The sequence below is a fragment of the Guptibacillus hwajinpoensis genome (genome assembly GCF_020524165.1).
GTDB classification, from domain to species: Bacteria; Bacillota; Bacilli; order Bacillales; family Guptibacillaceae; genus Guptibacillus; species Guptibacillus hwajinpoensis_D.
In genome coordinates this window covers 689,373-707,897 of sequence record NZ_JAIVKU010000005.1, presented here as the reverse complement: position 1 = coordinate 707,897, position 18,525 = coordinate 689,373, and the positions used below count along the sequence as shown (strand labels likewise).

Sequence of the window (18,525 nt, the reverse complement as noted above, 5' to 3'; positions counted from 1 at the left end):
TGGCACCGCGATAAGCAATCTCGCCCCCGGGACAATACGTCCTGGGGGTGAGATTTTTTTATTTGTTCAAAAACTTATCGCGATTGGAGCTGCTGTACATGAACAGAGGTAAACGAAACAAGCATAATCAACTGATCTTCCTTGCGAGTACGGGGATGGCGAATATTGGTGAATGGGTCTATCACATTGCGATCAACTTGATGATTTTCAACCAAACTGGTTCAGCTCTCGCGGTGACAGTTCTTTATTTACTTAAACCGCTCGCAACGCTTTTGACAAACGGATGGTCAGGAAGCGTCGTTGATCGGGTGAACAAGCGAAAGTTCATGATGTTGCTGCTCTTCTTGCAAGCGACCGTTCTTTCGATATTGCCTTTATTTATGTCCCTGTGGTCGATTTACTGTCTCGTTCTAATTGTAAATATGGGACATGCTCTGTACCATCCGGCATCGATTATTTACATGACAAAGCTTGTACCTGTTCATGAACGGAAACAGTTCAATTCTTTTCGAAGTTTAATGGATTCAGGAGCTTTTGTTATAGGACCTGCGATCGCCGGGCTTCTTTTTATGATAAGTACGCCTGTGACAGCGATTTATGTAAATGCAATCACATTGGTTGTGGCTGGATTGTTGATTTACTTATTACCAACCCTTGAGACATTCAAATCACCAGAAGCCCCAACTTTTACATTAACGGAGCTAAGAAAAGACTGGCGAATTGTTTATGAGTTTAGTAAAAAATCTCGTTCTGTTGTCTTCATTTACTTTCTGTTTAGTGCCGTTATCGTGATGACCGCGGGAGTGGATTCTCTTGAAGCGGCGTTTGCGAAGGACGTGCTGAATTTATCGAACACCGAGTATGGGTTTCTCGTTAGTATAGCTGGAGGAGGCATTCTGCTAGGCGCCATTATGAACACGTTCCTTGTGAAAAGACTCTCTACTTCGATGTTGATGGGGGCGGGATCCCTCTTGCTAGCTTTAGGTTATGTTATATTTGCGACGTCAACTGGGTTGACAATGGCGGCAGTTGGCTGCTTCATCCTTTCGTTTTCCCTCGCATTTGCAAATACAGGATTTCTGACGTTTTACCAAGACCATATCCCAGTTGAGGTAATGGGTCGAATTGTGAGTTTGTTTGGGGTTGCTGAAGCGATTGCGATTATCGTTGTAACTGTCTCATGTGGCGTGCTGGCAGAGATTTATTCCATTCAATTCAGTGTTCTCGCGGGTGTCCTCGTGATGGTAGGAATGGCGATGGTGGTGTTTCTTCATCTCCTTGTTCCATTAAAAAACTGGAAAGCAAGGAGAGCTTAAGGATATGAGAAAGCGTTGAACCAAATGAAGGTTCAACGCTTTTTATGAATACGAACTAGATCTTAAATTGTTGGTTTTGTAACGTGAGCACTTTTTCTGTTGTTTGATGCGCCTGTTTTTTCGTATGCTCAACAAGTTCGTAAATGAGGGGACTGCATTTTTTTGCTCCTTTGATTAAAAGGGGTACGCCGAGTGCGTCTAAGCCAAGTCCACGAGAAAGGCCACCCCCAATCGACATGACGAATGGAACGGTTGGAGACGTATTAGACAAGATCATCTGATCATCTACCTGGAAATGATCAAAAAGCATGGTGGTTACGTCTTGTATAGCTGGAACAATTAGTTTCGACGACTTTTTGCCGATTGTAAAAACTTTATGCCCATCTGCATCTTTGCCGTGGAAAAGGAGATGCCCTGCATCCTTTTTTGTTAATTTGTTAAAAAAAGGCACGGCTAGGACTTCTTCACTCGTTAATGGAAGAGAAGAGGGCTTCAAAAGCTGTAAATGAAAAGCAGCTGCTAGTGATGTGGTGTGTGTTCCGCCATAATCATGGTATATGTAAATCATAGACTCATCCCTGTAATTGAATTTACTAACAAGTATGACCTAATTACTTGGGAAACATTCGGCGAAAGAGATTTAAGCAGCTCCAACTAACCATAATACTAAAGGTACCGTAATAATACTGGCGAGAGTCGTTAAAAGTGTACTATATGAAACAAGCTGTGGTTCTGTATTGAACTCAAGAGAATACATCGTTGTGTTAGCGGCAGTTGGCATGGATGAAAGGACAACTAAAATGCTACTAAGTAAAGGGTTTAAACCAAGTATCATTGTGAGAAACAGAGCAATGATTGGAGAAGCAATCATTCTGATGGAAAAAATCGTAGATAAATCACGCCATCTGACACTTCCTTTAGTGAGAGATGCAAGTTGCATCCCTAGTACAATCATGATTGTTGGAATCGTAGCATTTGCAACCAGATTGACGGCCTGCATAACAAACTCTGGGACCTTGAAGCCAGTCATTTTTACAACAATGCCGAGAAGGACAGCATGATTAATGGGCATTCGAGAAATTTTTAGAAGAGAATCCTTAAGGCTATGCGTTGCGGTGCTACTCCCTTTCGATGCATAATAAAGTCCGACCGTATTCATGAGTAATGACTGAATGACCATCATAATAATGGCATAGTGAACGCCTTCTTCACCGTATGCGAATAAAATAATCGGTACCCCATAGTTACCGCTATTCATAAAAACGGAAGAAAGAATCATGGCAGCAGATTTTGTGCGTTTCAGTGCTTTGATTCTAGAGATGATCGTAACAATAAGAATTAATAGGATCATTAATAGCAAGCAGAATATTAGGATATAAGCATAGTCCATAGTTATATCGTTCGTATAAAAGGTTTGAAAAGCCAGAAACGGATACATCAAATAGAGAGCAGAAGTCGAAATCGATTTACGATCAAATCCGATTTTCTTTTGTCCAATGTAGCCAATCGCAAAAATGATAAAAGCTGGTATAACAATTAAAATAACGTCTATGATTCTCACCACATTTGCTGTTTAGTTTAGTGTTAAATGAACGAAGTGAACTCCCACTATCGATTACGGATAGTGGGAGTTCTTCACAGTATGCCCTGTTCAAGCGAGAAAGGGTATGATTAACCCGGCTAACAAGAGAATTAAGGCTCCACCGAGGCGGGATGATATCTGAGCAAATGGCATGAGTTCCATTCTTCTTGAAGCGGATAGAACGGCTACATCGCCTGTTCCGCCCATATTTGCCATACATAATCCTGCTGTGATCGCAGCCTCAATCGGATAGAACCCAACCAACTTACCGATTAAACCGGCACCGATAATGGCACCAAGAACAACACCGAATACGGTAAGAATGTATTGCAGGGTAAGAGCTTCAAGTACCGTGTTTAGATCAGTATAAGCAATTCCAATGCCAAACAGTAGCGCAAGTGTCCAGTTACTTGCAACAAATTTATACCACTGACTTGCTCCATCGATGACATTCTTTGGGATGATGTCTGCTATTTTAGCGATAGCAACGACAATAATCATGAGAGCATATGGGTGTAGAGGAATGAAGTCTCCAAGTAATCCGCCAATCGCAAAGAAGGTAATGGCGGCTAGTAATCCTATTCCCATCTTTTGAATATCGTAAGTTTGTTTCTCTTCCTTATATTGAAACCCTTTTATCAATTGACCGTTCCCTGTAAGAGAAGGGAATTTGTTACCGAGTAGGTTAAGCATGCTAGCGAGTACAATCGCAAATACGTTACCCAGTGCAAGGGCAGGGACGAGCATGGAAATATAATAGGCAGGGTCATTGCCCATTAACTCGGAATAAACCTGACTCATCGGTACTGCACCAGCGCCCATGCCGCCACCCATGATTGGCATGGTGATCACAAGAATCGCATCTTTTAAAGAAAAGCCTACAAGGGAGCCGAGTAAACCAGCTACAACAACTGCACCGACAACGGCGCCCATAATGGGTAAGAAATAGCGGAGCCCAACTTTTACAAGGATTTTCTTATTCATTCCAAGGATACTCCCGGTAATGAGCGCAGCGATATAAAAGTTTAAAAACGCGCCATCTTTCATGAATGTTGTCATCGTTGTTACAGACGATTCAGGTAACCAGCCTTCATAAACAAGGAAAGCGGCACCGAAGATGGCGATAATGGCGCCTCCCCCAAGGTATGTTTTAACGATTGGAGTATGATCACCAATCCAACCTAGTAATTCGCCAAGCATAATCATAAGAAGCAAACTTCCGATCATACCGCCTGGAAGATTTCCGGTATAGAGGCTAGTCAGTGTTATAGCCGTAAATATTCCAAACCATAGCACTGGGAGACCAAAAATTTGTAAGGATTTCTTTTCCTGACTTATGTTTTCGGACGAGGGATCATGTTGATTCTCATACTTTAACTCTTTAGCAGCTTGCGCCAATTTGTTCACTCCTTTTTTCATACGTGATCAGTATCCTAGTAAAATAGTAAACGCTTACATCTGGTGTTTTTATCATAAAACAATTAACAGAAAATTCACATGTTATGTAACTATTAATAGTTATGTAATTAAAAAAAGCAACTAGTGTCGTTGCTTTTAAAGGTAATGCTGAATGGTAGATTGTTTGTCAGGATTTATCGCATATTGGTAAATGGGACGCCCCACACCATAAGTTAAGGTTTCTTTTAAATAGCCAATACTACTTAGAAACTTTAAATATTTTCGAACAGACACTCTTGAGATATTAGTCGTTGTTGCAATCTCATCTGTGGAAAAAGGAGTCGTTTTAAGTGAGAGAATGGTCGTATAGATCGTTTCAAGGGTGTTTTTTGTTAAACCTTTAGGTAATGAATGATCTTCTGAAGGAAGTTGAACTTCATTAGGAACTGGATGTGTGGACCGAAGCATGTGATCAAGTTCTTTTTGGTTCATCTGTTCTTTATGATTAAGTTTGTAGTAATTCCGCTTATAGTTCAGAAGGGCTTCTTGAAACCGATCAAATTCAAAAGGCTTAATGAGATAATCAATGGCACCAAGTCTTAATGCTTGTTGAATATGAGTGATTTCTGAAGCAGCCGTTACTAAAATAACATCCACATCCCGATTTTGTTCCCGCACTAACTTCAAAAACTTAATACCGTCATCACCTGGCATATAAACATCTAGAAGAACGAGGTCAATGTTTGTAGAAGCTAATGTTGCTAACGCTTCTTTTGCTGATTTTGCAAGGTGGCTTGGCATAAAATCATCCATTTGCTCAATGTAACGCTTGTTCAATTGTGCAACCATTGGATCATCTTCTACTATCATAACTTGAATCATTACGAATCCTCTCCTTGATCAAAAGGAACAATGATCGTAAATGTCGTTCCTTCATCTAAAACTGAATCTACGTCGATTGAACCATCTAATTTATCAATGCTTTGTCTCGTAAGAAATAGGCCAAATCCCCTGTGTTTGCCGTCTTTCGAAGTATGTCCTTTCAAAAAAATGTCTTCCAGTTTGTCTTCAGGAATCCCTTCTCCAGTATCCATTATCGTCATACTGAATAAGTCATCAATATAAGAGAAGATCATGCGGATTTCTTGCTTTTCACATGTAGAAACACTATCGATCGCATTATCGATCACGTTACCCAGGATGGTAATCAGTTCATGCGTGATTTTAGGATGACCTGCCTGTGGAATTTCAGTTTCAAAGTCAATTGTCATGGTAACATGTGATTCTCGAGCGTAGCTCATTTTCCCTATGATAAACCCTGCAAGTATTGGATCTTTCATATACTTTGTCACACTACCAATTTCGTCTGCTTGATGATCAACCAATTTGCTAATAAAGTGAGTAACCTCTTCATAATCTTCCATCTTGATTAAACCGAGTAGGACTTGCAATTGATTCTTAAATTCGTGAGATTGCGCTCGTAATGTATCAGCGTACATCTGTACACCAGTCAGTTGCTCTGCTAATTGATTTACTTCTGTCTTATCTCTAAAAGTGGCGATGGCCCCAACAACATGACCATTCACAATGAGAGGAACACGGTTTGTAATAATCGAGACACCATTAATCAACTGTTCTTGATCTAATTCTGCTTCTCGCGACATTAGAATATCTTCAAGTCTTGTCCCTGGCAGGAAATCACTAATTTTCATCCCTAAAGGATCAGATTTCTTCAAACTAGCCTGTTTAAAAATGCGTTGGGCTGACTTATTTACGAGAATAATCGTCCCAGTTCGATCAATGGCGATAATCCCTTCATGTACAGAATGTAACATGGTATTTCGCTCTTCGTGTATACGAGCAATCGCGTATGGTTCTAATCCGAACAGGCTGTTTTTTATATAGCGTGCTAATAAAAATGCGCCAATAATGCCTATGAGTAATCCAACAGTTGAACCGATAAGAATTTTTCTGTGACTCTGTTGGATGGATGCCGTGACAGCTTCTAAGGAAATACCTACTGCTACGGCACCAATCTGGTTCTCATTACTGTCGTAAATTGGTGTGAACGCACGTAATGATTTACCTAACGTACCAGTTGATCTGGATATGTATTCTTCTCCATTAAGTGCCCTGAGTTCATCTCCACCTACAAAATGTTTTCCTATTTTTTGAGCATCAGGATGGGATTTGCGTATACCATCCATATCCATCACAACCACAAATAGGACATCAGAAGCTTGTTGAATGTTTGTCGTGTATTCCTGAATGCTTATTTCTTCATCGGGTACATTTGTTAACCCATCTTTCACAATTTTTGATTCCGCAATCGTTCTAGAAACGGTAATCGCTTTATCCTCTAATTGCTTTTCAATCGTTTCACTAGTCGTATTTGTAACTAATAGATCTGTTATCAAGAGCGACATGGTGACAACCGTACAAACAAATAAAATGATAATGGTGCTTAATTTAAAACGGTATTTTTGCATCTTTTTCACCTCTAAAGTAAACAAAGGGCTCTCACTCTAGTGTAGTCGTTTCTGGAGAAGATGAACATAGTAGATGCCATACAAAATAAAAACCGCTCAGGCAAGAGACTGAGCGGTTGAAGGCGAAGGTTCGTTTACACATTAACTGATTTAGGTTGATTGCGATTGTTTCGAAATGGCGCTTCATTCGTTTTCTTGTATTCTTGTTCAGATGCGTTCTTTTTAATAAAGAACGAAAGCCCAAGAGCGAAAATGGACAGAACGAGAATGACGAGGAAGGCAATATTTACGCCATGAATATCTGGTCGTGAGATCGACGGCTGCTGCTGTGCCGTTTGAGCTGTCGTCGTCATAACGGTCACGAGTATTGCCGTACCTACGGATGCCGCTATTTGGCGCATCGTATTGTTCATGGCCGCTCCGTGTGGTATAAGGTGCTTCGGCATTTGATTCAAACCAGCCGTTGTGACCGGCATCATGACCATTGATAAACCAAACATACGTATCGCGTACATCACCGTTAAGAATGTAATGGTTGTTGACGTGTCAAGAAATGAGAAACCGAGCGTTGCGCCGGTGACAATTGTTAATCCAACAATTGCAAGGAGACGCGCACCGATTTTATCAAAAATTCGTCCGGTAATCGGGGACATAAGCGCTGTAATAACGGCCCCTGGAAGGAGGACAAGTCCTGACTCAAAAGCGGTGAAGTTTCTCATATTTTGCATATAAAGTGGGATCAGCGTTTCGGATCCAATTAATCCAAGAAACATCATCATCCCAATAATGGTCGTAATCGTGAATGTCTTATCTTTAAAGACTCGAAACTCAAGCATCGGCTGTGAAAGGCGTAGCTGTCTTAAAATGAACGTCGTTAGCGTGACAACACCAATGATTAGAACAAGGATCGTTCTCATGTTGCCCCATCCGAGGTTTCCTGCGCTCGTAAACGCATAAAGCAACCCACCGAATCCGATCGATGAAAGAATAATTGAGATCGGATCGACTTTTGGAAACGTGAGCTCTGTTACATTTTTCATAACGAAATGGGCAACTGCAATGATCATAATAGCAAGTGGTAGCATCGCCCAGAATAGTAGGCGCCATGAATAGCTTGCTGTAATCCAACCGGATAAAGCAGGACCAATAGCAGGCGCAAAGGAGATAACAAGTCCAATATACCCCATCGCAGCGCCGCGTTTATTCACAGGAAAGATCATGAGAAAGACGGTTTGCATAAGGGGCATCATCACCCCAGCGCCGGCTGATTGAATGACACGCCCAATTAACAAGACGCCGAAGTTCGGCGCGAATCCACCAATGATCGTTCCTACTGAGAAAATACTCATCGCAGAAATAAAAAGTTGTCTTGTTGTAAATCGTTCAAGAAGAAAAGCGCTGATCGGGATCATAATTCCGTTTACGAGCATAAAGACAGTTGTCAGCCATTGTGCTGTATTCGCGGTAATGTTCATTTCCTCCATGATCGGTGGAATCGCCGTAATCATAAGGGTCTGATTTAAAATTGTTATAAACGCTCCAGCTAGTAGAAGTGTAGCAATTAACACTTTGTTATAAGGTTTGGTGGTCACGATAGGACTCCTCTCGTAATCTCAAATAATCGGTTGTCATCTTTTACGTTAAATGGTTTTCCTCTCAATCAATTACCAAATTATACGCTCATCCTTGCCTCGTGACAAACGTCTTGTTTATAAAATTTGAGGAGGGATAGTTCCATATAATGGAATAATTATGGTGTGGGCGAGGGAGGAAGCGGCAAAAAAGCAATTGCATGTGAATTTTATTGAAGAGAATCTATTTACACTTTCACTCACTCCTCATACATACGATTTTGTTTATGACTCGGGCTGCTTTCATCACATCGCACCGCATCGCCGGATGAACTACATTGCGCTTGTGAAGCAAGCCTTAAAAGCAGGAGGGGAGTTCGCGCTAACGTGTTTTATTGAGAATGGTGAATTAGGAGGTTCCTCGCTTTCGGATCTAGAAGTATATCAAAAGCGGAGTCTTCAGGGAGGTCTCGGATTTACAGAAGAGAAGCTGCTTGCCATTTTTCATCAAGATTTCAAGGCGATTGAAATGAAAGAAATGAACCAGGTCGATACTGAAAGTGGCAAGTTTGGCGTTCGTGGTCTTTGGACGGCACGATTTAGACTTCGGAGTACATGAAGAGGTAAGAAGGGGAGAAAAACATGAGGAAAGTGGAAGTGCAGGAATTTAAAGAGATCTGGCGTGAACTTTTCTTGTTAGAAGCGAAGAAGATCGAGCACGTGTTTGGCGAAAATATGATTGAAATCCATCATATTGGAAGTACAGCAGTTGAAGGATTGAAAGCTAAGCCGATTATCGATCTGTTGCCTGTTGTGAAAAATCTCAGTCTGGTGGATCACAAAAATGATGATATGAAAGCTCTTGGCTATGAAGCACTTGGGGAAAATGGTCTATCCGGACGCCGCTTTTTTCGAAAAGGTGGAGATCAGCGTTCGCATCATGTGCACCTCTATGAAAAAGGACACCCGGATATTGATCGTCACTTAGCGTTTCGAGACTATTTAAGTGCGCATGATGAAGATCGCTTACGCTATGGTGAGAAGAAAGCTGAGTTAGCGGAGCGGTTCCCGTATGAGATGGAGGCTTATATTGAAGGAAAAAATCCACTTGTTAAGGAAATTGAAGCCAAAGCGCTTGAGTGGTATGTAGAGTAGAAGCGAAATAAAGAAAGAACGCCAGATATAGCCGGCGTTCTTTCTTTATTTAAGGCTGATAAACTTTTCCATTGGCATCCATATAAATCGTGTGAAGGATGGTACGCTCAAACGATGCGCCCTTCGTGGTTTTACCATTTACATCAAGCATAATGTGATAAACTCCTTCTCCTGCATGTTTAATTGGGAAGGATGATAATGAGTTAAATTCTTCTTGTGATAGTTTCTTTTGCTTCGATTTTCCGTTTTGACTATATTGAATCACGATCGATCCTTCAATGGATTTCTGATTAATCTTTGTTTTGTCCACTTGCAGCTTCACTTCTTTCGCATGAACCATCTCCATCTGAAGATCCTCGTTCAGCTCACTTTCATAAGCGACCTGCATGAGATAACTTTCTTTCTTGGGCTGTTTCACCTTCAGTTTCCATGTACCTGCCGTCGGTGTGTTCACTTTCATTTGATGATGAAACGCTCCTTCAAACATGCCATTATCTTGGGATGTGTTTGTGATTGAATAGGTTTTTTGATCAGGTCCTTGAAGGGTAATGACGGAATCTTTGTTTTGACTCATCCAATCAATGGCGATACTTTTTGTGTTTGGTTCGATTTGGATCCTTTCTACTTTTGTCCCGCTAAATTCGCCACCCCTAATGAGGACACTAGCCTCATCAGGTTCAGCCACTTCATTTAATGAAAGTGGGGCCATAGCAGGAAGTGATTGGGTTAAATAGGGTTCAAATAAGTTAAACGTAGCGCTTCCTGTTCGAATGGAGGAATGATCCCAATTACCAACGCGAATTTCATTTCCATAAGAGAGCCGTGAACTATTCACGGTAACAGCCCCGTCATTGGGACCATACGGCCTCAAATACAATCCTCCCCAGTAGAGCGCGCCTCCAAAGCTACCCCAACTCGTGCCTCCAAATGTGTAATAAGGCGTGGCAGAAATGTTTGGTTTCGAGTCGGTAACGGAGCGGAAGTAGCTCATGTAGCCAGTCTGAAGCGAATAGGTTGCGTCATTCCGATTCCCGATGATGGCAGCTAACCACCCGGCCCAGCTGCTGTGAGCAAGATCAGCAAGCTGCGATCCCTGATGTGGCGTGGAGAGCGTAATGACTTTATCAACATACTGCTGGGCATTTGCGTGAACAATCGCAGCCTGGGCATCCACTCCGCCTTTGCTGTGTGTGACAAGAATGAGTTTCTTTCCAAAGTAAGCGTTCATTTCTTTCAGTTTACTAGCAAGCAGCTGTCCGTTATCCCACATGTTTTTTGTAGGATATAAATCAATATAAGCTGTTTGATAGTTCTTGCTGTATGTAAGTTCGTCCATGTCGTTTTGATCAATCCAGGTCTTCGAAGAGCTGTTTAATCCGTGGACAAATACGAGTGGAAGGGAGCCAGACTTAATGGACGTGGGTTCATCGCCAATGTACCATTCCCCGGGTGTACCCGTTGCATCACCTTTTCCTATAATACCGGCCTGTGCGTCTTGAGCAAAAGGGGGAGCAAGCAAGAACAGAAACACCAAAAGGGATACGAAACACTTTTTCATAAAACCCTCCTATATTAGAATGTGTCTTGTCACCCTTCAACTATAAGAAGATTCAGATCATTTAACAAGGAACCTTTTCACTAACTTCCTTATTCCTAAAATAGGTAAATGGACTGGAAATCGTTGTGGATTCGACTCGTTTCTATGAAGTTCTCACAAGTGGAACCTACCACTTTGAAAAGTAGTGTCAAAGGTACTAAGAGCTATACACAACATATAAAAAAACGATTCAGACTTTTAACTGTCTGAATCGCCAATTCTTTCGTTCCTACTCGTTCACTCCTTAAGCCCATTCTTTTCAATAATCGCATCCGAAAGGCGAAGTTCTTCAGCCACCTTTTGGATTTGACCTTCACAATTTTCAAATGCTACTTTCTCCTCGCTAGAAACGTCATAGCACGTTCCATTCCCAGCTTCTTCCGTCAAATCAGCTTCGTAATAGAAATCTTGATAGCGGAAAGACCCATCTCGGAAGACAGTTAGATTTGGCTGATCATCAAGAAGAGAGTTTCCCATCATATACGGCATATCCATATTTAAAATATCTAGGATGGTTGGTGCAATGTCAATTTGCCCTCCGTTTTCACTGATTACTTTACCATTCTCTTCTTTTGGCTTCTTAATGAAAAGTGGTACCTGACGATCAAGTTCAAAAGCATCTACGGCACTTTCAACATTCGCTTCTTTTCTCATTTCACTACCTTCGTTCGTCAGCCCGCTATCATGGTCACCGTAGAAAATGATGAGGGCGTCTTCCCATATGCCTTTCTGCTTTAACTCGTCAACCATTAGCCCCACAGCCTGATCCACATAATAGATCGTTTGATAATACCGTTTTAACATCGGATCATCATATCCTGATAAATCCAGTTCTCGTTCATCTTCAGGTATCTCATAAGGCGTGTGACTCGTTATGGCCACCATGAAAGTGAAGTAAGGTTCTTTTAACGTTTCCATATGTTCAATAGATGTCGTGAGAAAGTTTTTATCGTTTAAAGCCATTCCAATTTTTTTCTGGTCTGGGTAGTCTTTGTTGCTAAAAAAATGATTGAATCCAATATTTTCGTACACCTTATCTCGATTCCAAAATCCTTTATCATACGCATGCATGGCTGCTGTATCATAGCCATTCTCTTTCAATAGTTCAGGTAATGAACCGAATTCATTTTCAGGAAAACGTGTATAAACCGATCCAGATTTCAATGGGTATAGAGATGTATTTGTGATAAATTCAGCATCGGACGTTCTCCCTTCGTGTGTTTGATGATAAAACGAAGAAAAGTACAGGGTTTCTTCTTTGAGCTGATTTAAATTTGGGGTAAGCTCTTTTCCATTGATTTTCTGTCCAATGAGGGATTCTTGAAACGATTCCAATTGAATCAAAAGGATATTTGGTTTTTTAGGAGAACCTTCTGTGTTTTCTAAAGCATTTTTCTCGAGCATCTTTTGTTGCTTCGCGTTTAAATCATCATCAGGATCAAGGACTCCAATTACTCCTCGCCAAAGATCAACGCTATGATAACCCCAAAAGCCAAGCTGGTAGTAATCACGCATATCGGAAATGGAGTGCGTAACAAGCCATTGATCATTCTTAATAGCGCTATAAGTTAATGGTGTTGCAAAAAGCACGATCCCGATAAGGAATGCTACAGCTGCCGTCATTCTTCGTTTCTTCTTCGTTACTTCAAGTGTTTTGTTTCTCGTAATAAAGAGGATTGAAAGGAAGACTACAACATCAGCGAAAAGAAAGAAGTCTTGGTATCGAATAAGAGCCATAAAGCCCCCGCCGACATCATTCATCTGAAGCATCTGTGAAAGAAGGGAGATGGAAAGCATATCTTCAAAGTATCGGTAGTACCAGAGATCGGATATAAGAAGTAGACTATGTAAAAACAAGAGCGTCAGCCATATCCAACGGCGTTTTCTCCACTGAATTAAAAGCGTCCAGCTTGATAATAGCAGCATCCCGGCAAGATTCATCAGGAGAAATTCCATTGGAAAAGCCGTATGGGTATAGAAGCTGAATAGCACAAATTTTAGGATGCCTAAAAGTAAATAAAATGCATAACCGAAAAATATCATGGGATCCCTCCTAACGTTTGGCATCATTGTCGACTAATCTTTACCCTGAAATGCATAGGAATGAACGTTAGAATGTGTTAGTTGTGTATTTTTTCCAACATGTGTAAAGAGCTTACGTCTTTTTAAAAAAGTTTCATTATAATAGAAAGTAACAAGACGGGAGGGGATCATATGACACTTTCTTTACCGTTACAAGATATCGCCTGGAAACGAATTGTTTTCTTTTTGGTGATCATCATTGTGCCGAATTATCTAGTGATGCAAACACAAATGGTTGGTCCTGTGGATGATCGGGTGGGGATTGGAACAGCTCTTGACCTTGGCGTGATTTTACCATTGTTGCTTTATTTCTTCGGGTTTCGAAAAAGAGAATCATGGATTTTATTGTGTGGATTCATGTTCTTTGGGGTATTGCTTGCCAATTGGATGATCCCCTCTCATGCGGATGCTCACCTTACGTATTTTAACGCTATGGTCGTCGTTCTCGAAATAGGTGTGATCGCTTTTGAACTCGTTCTTTTTCTTATCATTCTTAAAAGGATCCCCTTATTCATTCAAAACTATCAAACGGAGAAAGCGATCCATCATCATTTCCTGCTTCGTTTCTCGCGAGCGATTCAGGAAACATTCGCTTTTCAGAATAAAAAATGGAATCAGTTCAGTTTATTCCTTCGAGTGTTAGCGACGGATATTGCCGCCATCTATTACAGTTTAGTTAGCTGGAGAAGGAAAAGAGAGGTAGCACCTGATTCCTTTACGTTCCATAAAGATGGAGGCTATCTCGGTGTTTTCTACATGCTTGTGCATGCAATGGTGATTGAAGTGATTGCCGTCCACGTGATGGTGGCACAGTACAGTCATATTGGCGCCTGGATCGTGACAATTCTTGATGTCTATGCTTTACTCTTCATTATCTCAGATTACCAGGCAATTCGCCTGTCTCCTGTTATTCTTAGTGACAAAGGCATTCATTTTCAAAAGGGTATTCGGCAATATGGATTTATCGAGTGGAATGCGGTGAAGGGAATAATGGAAAACAAGAAATCTCCTGAAGAAGTGAAGCGGGATCGAGCAAGCGTTGAGCTTGCCCTTCACGGACTTGAAAGAGAGCAGGTTCCTCATGTGATTGAACTGAAACGACCAGTGGAGATTAACCAGGTTTTGGGTTTGAAAAAACGTATTGAGAGCGTGTATGTGAAGGTGGATGAACCTGACGCGTTTCAAGATAAAATGGAGCAATACCTTGTAAAGCAGAGAGGCTGAATAAGCCTCTTTTGTTTACGATAAGCAGCATACTGGGAATACCCTCCAAAAAGGAGGGGTATCGGTGGCTTTTGACTATGATCTCGATTTTGACAACATTAACTTTCGGGAACAACCTGAGAAGTACCGCGTTGGCCGCGGGGAACAGGGAGTTCTCATGGTAGAACCTTATAAAAGTGAAATTCTCCCGCACTGGCGCTTCAAAACGCCTGATATCGCGAAAGAATCTTCAGAGAAAATTTATCAAATGTTTCGTGAGTATCAGGAAAACGATGATTTTGTGGGAATGGACATGGCACGTAAATTTATTCAGATGGGCTACACAAGAGCTCGCCGCTATGCGAATTACAAAGGCGGTAAGAAGTATGATAGCGACGGAGATGTGAATGAGCGGGATATTGATGAAGAAAAGGCCGAATCAGCGAGGATTTTTGAAGAGAAATGGAAGATCGTACGTACGGATGAAGCTTATTTAGAGAAGAAAAAGGAGCATCAGAAGAAGTATGGGTGAGTGGCATCCGGTTTCGCGGAATTATTTTAAATATCGCGGAAAAAACACTTAAATTCGCGGAATTAATGTGAAAAGCGCGGAATTAATCTGGTTTTCGCGGAAATCTCGACTAATAATAAGCTCTTTTAGTTAACTCAGCTCACGGCAGCTGAGTTTTTTCTGTGTTTAAACCATTTTCTTAAGAGATTTCCATTCCTATATTGTATCAATATGGAAAATAAGGTATTGTATATGGAAATATCTGAAAAAGGGAGGTAATGATCGACTCGAACGAGTTGCATTCACACGACACATTGATACCGTATATGGAATAGGAGAGACAGAAATGAGATTCAGAGATTTTCACAAAAACATTAAAATTCGTTTGATTGAAAACTTTATTAGCCGTTTTATTGGTAGTATGATTTTTCCGTTTATGTCGATTTACTTGGCGGTTCACTTTGGAGCAAAGGTCGCAGGACTTCTTCTGTTAGTGAATGTGTTTATCGGAATTGGCATTAACTTTATCGGGGGTTATTTTGCAGACCAATTTGGTCGAAAGAAAGTGATGCTGTTTGCGGAAACGCTTCGTTTCCTTGCTTTTTTTACGATGATGATCTTCAATTCACCGTGGTTTGAATCAGCAGCCATTACGTTTGCAATGATGACCGTGAATAGCATTTGTTGGGGACTCGCGGGTCCAGCGAACCAGGCGATGCTGATCGATGTCAGCACACCGCCACAGCGGAAGCTCATGTATTCCATTTCCTATTGGGCAAACAACCTATCCATCGCCGTTGGTGGAATACTAGGCGCTTTTCTATTTAAAGATTACTTATTTGAACTTTTCCTTTCTCTTAGTATAGCAGCGGCAGTCACAGCCTTCTTAGTTGCCTTCTTCATTGATGAAAGTTATAAGCCAGTGGTGGAGGAGCTAAAACCAGCTCAACATGTGCTGCAATTGTTTTCTACCTATAAACGCGTATTCAAAGATCGGTTATTCGTGCTCTTCACCCTTGCAGGTGTCCTTATTCTATCAATGGAATTTCAGCTTACGAATTACATAGGCATTCGCCTAAGTGAGGAAATGCCAACTCAGCAATTTCTGCTTTGGGAGTTCGATGGGGTGCAAACAATGGGATTCTTAAGAAGTGAGAATACGATTATGGTTGTCATTCTCATGCTATTTGTCACAAGAATTCCGCATTCATTAAAAGATAAATCGGTCCTCGTTTGGAGCTGTTTTTTCTTTACAATCGGGTATGGGGTACTCGCGTATTCGAATAGCTTAACGCTACTTTTTCTGATGATGGCAGTGCTCACAATAGGAGAGGTTTTCCGCGTTCCTGTGGAACAATCTTATATGGCAGCTATTCCACCGGATGATGCAAGGAGTTCTTACATGGCATTTGGCGGATTAAAGTTCAACCTTTCGATGCTCGTTGCATCCGTTACGGTTTCGCTAGGTGCAATCTTTTCTTCGATGTTGATGGCCATCTTGATTACGAGTATTGGTTTAATTGGCACGCTGATCTTCTTCATGATCTCTCCTGAATTAGATGTACGGAAAGAGCAGGCGGAATTGAAACAAGCTGGGTAAACGTCGGTTAGAATTCTTTTTGTAAAAAACACTGACATTCATTTCCTGGAAAATTTATAATAAAGTTATCAAATCCAAGGAGATGATGAAGCTGACGAAAAGACCTGAAGTGATCATCAATGTATTTGCATCAATGGACGGAAGAATGACGACAGCACCGGGGCATAATGTGATGGAATGGACGTCACATGGTGTTGATGGCAAGGCGAATGATGAAGCCCATAAGCTGTATGATGCTTTGAATTGCGATGCACTCGTATCCGGCAGTGAAAGTTTAATTGTTTGGAGTTCAGATTGGGTGGAGCTAGAAAATGCGATTACAACACCTGAGAAATCGAAGGCGTATATTGTTTTTGATGGAAGAGGGCGGATGGAATGGGCGCAGACAGAAGGTTTAATTGTTGTTACGCGAGAGAATGTCAGTCCCTCTTATATTGAGCAGTTAGAGAACAAAGGAATTACATACCTTAAAGCAGGTTCTGGAGAGAAAATCGATGTAAAGCTTGCTCTCAAACAGCTCTATGACCTGGGATTTAGACGTCTTGGCATAAGCGGAGGCGGAACAATGAATGGCGCTTTCTTAAGAGCTGGCGTTGTGGATGAAATTAGCGTTGTTCTTGCACCATTAGCGATTGGAGGAAAGACGACACCAACGATCTTTGACGGTGAGAATTTGGATTCCATTCAACAAGCTGTTCCCCTTGAACTGATCGAGACAAAGGCAATCGGTGATGCTGTTTGGCTTTATTATCGTGTGAAAAAATAGGTAATGGTACAAAAATGTTTTAACCTGAGTCCTCGAAGTAAACGCGAGGATTTTTTTATTTACACCTTTAGAGAAAATGTAAATGATGGCAATATATGTGAATGGGTCGGTTCTAAATAAAATGCTAGTTAGAATGGAGGTTATCGATGCTTTCTACCTACTCTGATCTACGTATGAAAGAAGAATTCCTCTTGAAGAGTCAAAGCAAAGAATACAGCCTTTTAGCTCGATCAGCAACATTAAAAGATTCCTCGTTTTCTGGTGGGGAGTATCACCTTCAACATACCAAACCTCCCAATCCAGTAGAGCAAATCATCCTTATTGGAATGGCTGTCGTTTTAAATAATCAATTACATAATGCTTAGATGATGAGATAAATTTAGTTAAAAAATGGAGATTTTCTCATGACCAAAACAAAATGGGTATTGGTGCTTCTAGCAGCAATGGACCTCCTTCTGATTGCAATGGCTCTTATGAACTACTTTTTTCTATTTTTGAAACCAACGGGGCTACTCATCCCTCTCATCATGCATATGGTCGCATTCACAGTGATTGGCTTTCGCTCGCCTCGTATCCCGCGGTGGCTTACCATTCTTGTCCTCATGATTGGGGTGTTTTTTATGCTGATTTCTAGTGTGATGCTCTTGTTAACGCATTACAATTACACGACGATTAAGTCACAATCACATCAGTCGCTTACCATCGAATATCGAGATTTTACGCTTGGTGAAACGACGTATCTTTACCACTTTTATAAAACCAACTTCGGTATCATTGGCAAACGTTTAGATGATGAATCCATTCGCATGGTTTTTCAGAGTGTAAATAACCCGGGATTCGATCCGGAAGCTGCGCTCGGTTTAGACAATGCTGTATGGATTGGAGATCACACTGTACGTTTTCCAACAGTGGAAGGAACAAAGGAAGTTCACCTCAAATCTTCTGCTTCCTCTGACTCGCCAGAAATGACTGCTACTGATATCGAAGCGTTCATTCAAAAGGTGGAAAACAAAGAGGATGGCCACACGATAACAGTAAATGGGTACAAATTAATCGTACGCTATGATGAGTCGTCTGATCAAAGCTGGATTGATGTATCAAGTGATGACAGTGAGGGGCTCATCCCTAACCAGCAATGTTCGCGAATTGTGCCAAATGTAGAACAGGGCTATTACATGTTAGAAGAGTGTACACATCGATGGGAATATAAGTTATATCCTTTAGAGGAGTTACCATGACATGTATCTAAGTTAAC

At 41.2% G+C, this 18,525-nt stretch carries 17 protein-coding genes and 1 other annotated feature (1 of these 18 cut by a window edge); of the genes, 9 read left to right on the top strand and 8 right to left on the bottom strand.

Annotated elements, in window-relative coordinates:
- Nucleotides 1–31 (top strand) — a binding site (T-box leader) (it extends 220 nt beyond the left edge of the window).
- Nucleotides 32–98: 67 nt separating this feature from the next.
- Nucleotides 99–1,316, top strand: a complete 1,218-nt coding sequence (locus LC090_RS16720; RefSeq protein WP_226659149.1) for an MFS transporter — start codon at nt 99–101, stop codon at nt 1,314–1,316.
- 55 nt (nt 1,317–1,371) lie between these two features.
- On the opposite strand, the gene LC090_RS16715 is transcribed toward LC090_RS16720, so the two are convergent.
- From LC090_RS16715 to LC090_RS16690, 6 genes are all read right to left on the bottom strand, one after another.
- Entirely contained in the window at nt 1,372–1,884 is a 513-nt protein-coding gene (locus LC090_RS16715) for a DUF3189 family protein (RefSeq protein WP_226659148.1), read from the bottom strand.
- 72 nt (nt 1,885–1,956) lie between these two features.
- The gene (locus LC090_RS22215; protein WP_226659147.1) at nt 1,957–2,877 is read right to left on the bottom strand and encodes an AEC family transporter; all 921 of its coding nucleotides are present in this window, start codon (nt 2,875–2,877) and stop codon (nt 1,957–1,959) included.
- 90 nt (nt 2,878–2,967) lie between these two features.
- Nucleotides 2,968–4,236, bottom strand: a complete 1,269-nt coding sequence (locus LC090_RS16705; protein WP_226659395.1) for a 2-hydroxycarboxylate transporter family protein — start codon at nt 4,234–4,236, stop codon at nt 2,968–2,970.
- Nucleotides 4,237–4,452: 216 nt separating this feature from the next.
- The gene (locus LC090_RS16700) at nt 4,453–5,178 is read right to left on the bottom strand and encodes a response regulator (protein ID WP_226659146.1); all 726 of its coding nucleotides are present in this window, start codon (nt 5,176–5,178) and stop codon (nt 4,453–4,455) included.
- Nucleotides 5,178–6,785, bottom strand: a complete 1,608-nt coding sequence (gene dcuS / locus LC090_RS16695; RefSeq protein WP_226659145.1) for a DcuS/MalK family sensor histidine kinase — start codon at nt 6,783–6,785, stop codon at nt 5,178–5,180. Before dcuS ends, LC090_RS16700 begins: the two co-directional genes overlap by 1 nt.
- A gap of 134 nt (nt 6,786–6,919) precedes the next feature.
- Nucleotides 6,920–8,377 (bottom strand): MDR family MFS transporter, encoded by a 1,458-nt coding sequence (locus LC090_RS16690; RefSeq protein WP_226659144.1) that lies wholly within the window; start codon nt 8,375–8,377, stop codon nt 6,920–6,922.
- 160 nt (nt 8,378–8,537) lie between these two features.
- On the opposite strand from LC090_RS16690, the gene LC090_RS16685 reads away from it, so the two are divergent.
- Together LC090_RS16685 and LC090_RS16680 are read left to right on the top strand one after the other, a co-directional pair.
- Complete coding sequence (locus LC090_RS16685) at nt 8,538–8,975, top strand: class I SAM-dependent methyltransferase (protein ID WP_226659143.1); 438 nt, start codon at nt 8,538–8,540, stop codon at nt 8,973–8,975.
- Between the two features lie 23 nt (nt 8,976–8,998).
- Entirely contained in the window at nt 8,999–9,511 is a 513-nt protein-coding gene (locus LC090_RS16680; protein ID WP_226659142.1) for a GrpB family protein, read from the top strand.
- Nucleotides 9,512–9,560: 49 nt separating this feature from the next.
- Here the strand turns inward: LC090_RS16680 and LC090_RS16675 are convergent, their stop codons facing one another.
- Both LC090_RS16675 and LC090_RS16670 read right to left on the bottom strand, forming a co-directional pair.
- Nucleotides 9,561–11,069, bottom strand: coding sequence for an esterase/lipase family protein (locus tag LC090_RS16675; protein ID WP_226659141.1), 1,509 nt, complete (start codon nt 11,067–11,069; stop codon nt 9,561–9,563).
- Between the two features lie 276 nt (nt 11,070–11,345).
- Entirely contained in the window at nt 11,346–13,151 is a 1,806-nt protein-coding gene (locus LC090_RS16670; protein ID WP_226659140.1) for an LTA synthase family protein, read from the bottom strand.
- A 171-nt stretch (nt 13,152–13,322) separates the two neighbouring features.
- On the opposite strand from LC090_RS16670, the gene LC090_RS16665 reads away from it, so the two are divergent.
- The 6 genes from LC090_RS16665 (at nt 13,323) to LC090_RS16640 (ending at nt 18,508) form a co-directional block, all read left to right on the top strand.
- Entirely contained in the window at nt 13,323–14,414 is a 1,092-nt protein-coding gene (locus LC090_RS16665) for a hypothetical protein (RefSeq protein WP_226659139.1), read from the top strand.
- 64 nt (nt 14,415–14,478) lie between these two features.
- Nucleotides 14,479–14,925: a DUF4385 domain-containing protein gene (locus tag LC090_RS16660; RefSeq protein WP_226659138.1), complete on the top strand. Its 447-nt coding sequence runs from the start codon at nt 14,479–14,481 to the stop codon at nt 14,923–14,925.
- Between the two features lie 325 nt (nt 14,926–15,250).
- Nucleotides 15,251–16,504, top strand: coding sequence for an MDR family MFS transporter (locus tag LC090_RS16655; RefSeq protein WP_226659137.1), 1,254 nt, complete (start codon nt 15,251–15,253; stop codon nt 16,502–16,504).
- Nucleotides 16,505–16,589: 85 nt separating this feature from the next.
- Entirely contained in the window at nt 16,590–17,270 is a 681-nt protein-coding gene (locus LC090_RS16650) for a RibD family protein (protein WP_226659136.1), read from the top strand.
- Nucleotides 17,271–17,416: 146 nt separating this feature from the next.
- On the top strand, nt 17,417–17,635 hold the full coding sequence (locus LC090_RS16645) for a hypothetical protein (protein WP_226659135.1): 219 nt from the start codon (nt 17,417–17,419) through the stop codon (nt 17,633–17,635).
- 39 nt (nt 17,636–17,674) lie between these two features.
- Complete coding sequence (locus tag LC090_RS16640; RefSeq protein ID WP_226659134.1) at nt 17,675–18,508, top strand: DUF4386 domain-containing protein; 834 nt, start codon at nt 17,675–17,677, stop codon at nt 18,506–18,508.
- Nucleotides 18,509–18,525 lie beyond the last annotated feature (17 nt).

Bases quoted from the DNA above. Each gene is read 5' to 3' on its own strand.
- LC090_RS16720 (WP_226659149.1), top strand. From the start codon at position 99: ATGAACAGAGGTAAACGAAACAAGCATAATCAACTGATCTTCCTTGCG.
- LC090_RS16715 (WP_226659148.1), bottom strand. From the start codon at position 1,884: ATGATTTACATATACCATGATTATGGCGGAACACACACCACATCACTA.
- LC090_RS16700 (WP_226659146.1), bottom strand. From the start codon at position 5,178: ATGATTCAAGTTATGATAGTAGAAGATGATCCAATGGTTGCACAATTG.
- dcuS (WP_226659145.1), bottom strand. From the start codon at position 6,785: ATGCAAAAATACCGTTTTAAATTAAGCACCATTATCATTTTATTTGTT.
- LC090_RS16685 (WP_226659143.1), top strand. From the start codon at position 8,538: ATGGTGTGGGCGAGGGAGGAAGCGGCAAAAAAGCAATTGCATGTGAAT.
- LC090_RS16680 (WP_226659142.1), top strand. From the start codon at position 8,999: ATGAGGAAAGTGGAAGTGCAGGAATTTAAAGAGATCTGGCGTGAACTT.
- LC090_RS16675 (WP_226659141.1), bottom strand. From the start codon at position 11,069: ATGAAAAAGTGTTTCGTATCCCTTTTGGTGTTTCTGTTCTTGCTTGCT.
- LC090_RS16670 (WP_226659140.1), bottom strand. From the start codon at position 13,151: ATGATATTTTTCGGTTATGCATTTTATTTACTTTTAGGCATCCTAAAA.
- LC090_RS16665 (WP_226659139.1), top strand. From the start codon at position 13,323: ATGACACTTTCTTTACCGTTACAAGATATCGCCTGGAAACGAATTGTT.
- LC090_RS16655 (WP_226659137.1), top strand. From the start codon at position 15,251: ATGAGATTCAGAGATTTTCACAAAAACATTAAAATTCGTTTGATTGAA.
- LC090_RS16650 (WP_226659136.1), top strand. From the start codon at position 16,590: ATGAAGCTGACGAAAAGACCTGAAGTGATCATCAATGTATTTGCATCA.
- LC090_RS16645 (WP_226659135.1), top strand. From the start codon at position 17,417: ATGCTTTCTACCTACTCTGATCTACGTATGAAAGAAGAATTCCTCTTG.
- LC090_RS16640 (WP_226659134.1), top strand. From the start codon at position 17,675: ATGACCAAAACAAAATGGGTATTGGTGCTTCTAGCAGCAATGGACCTC.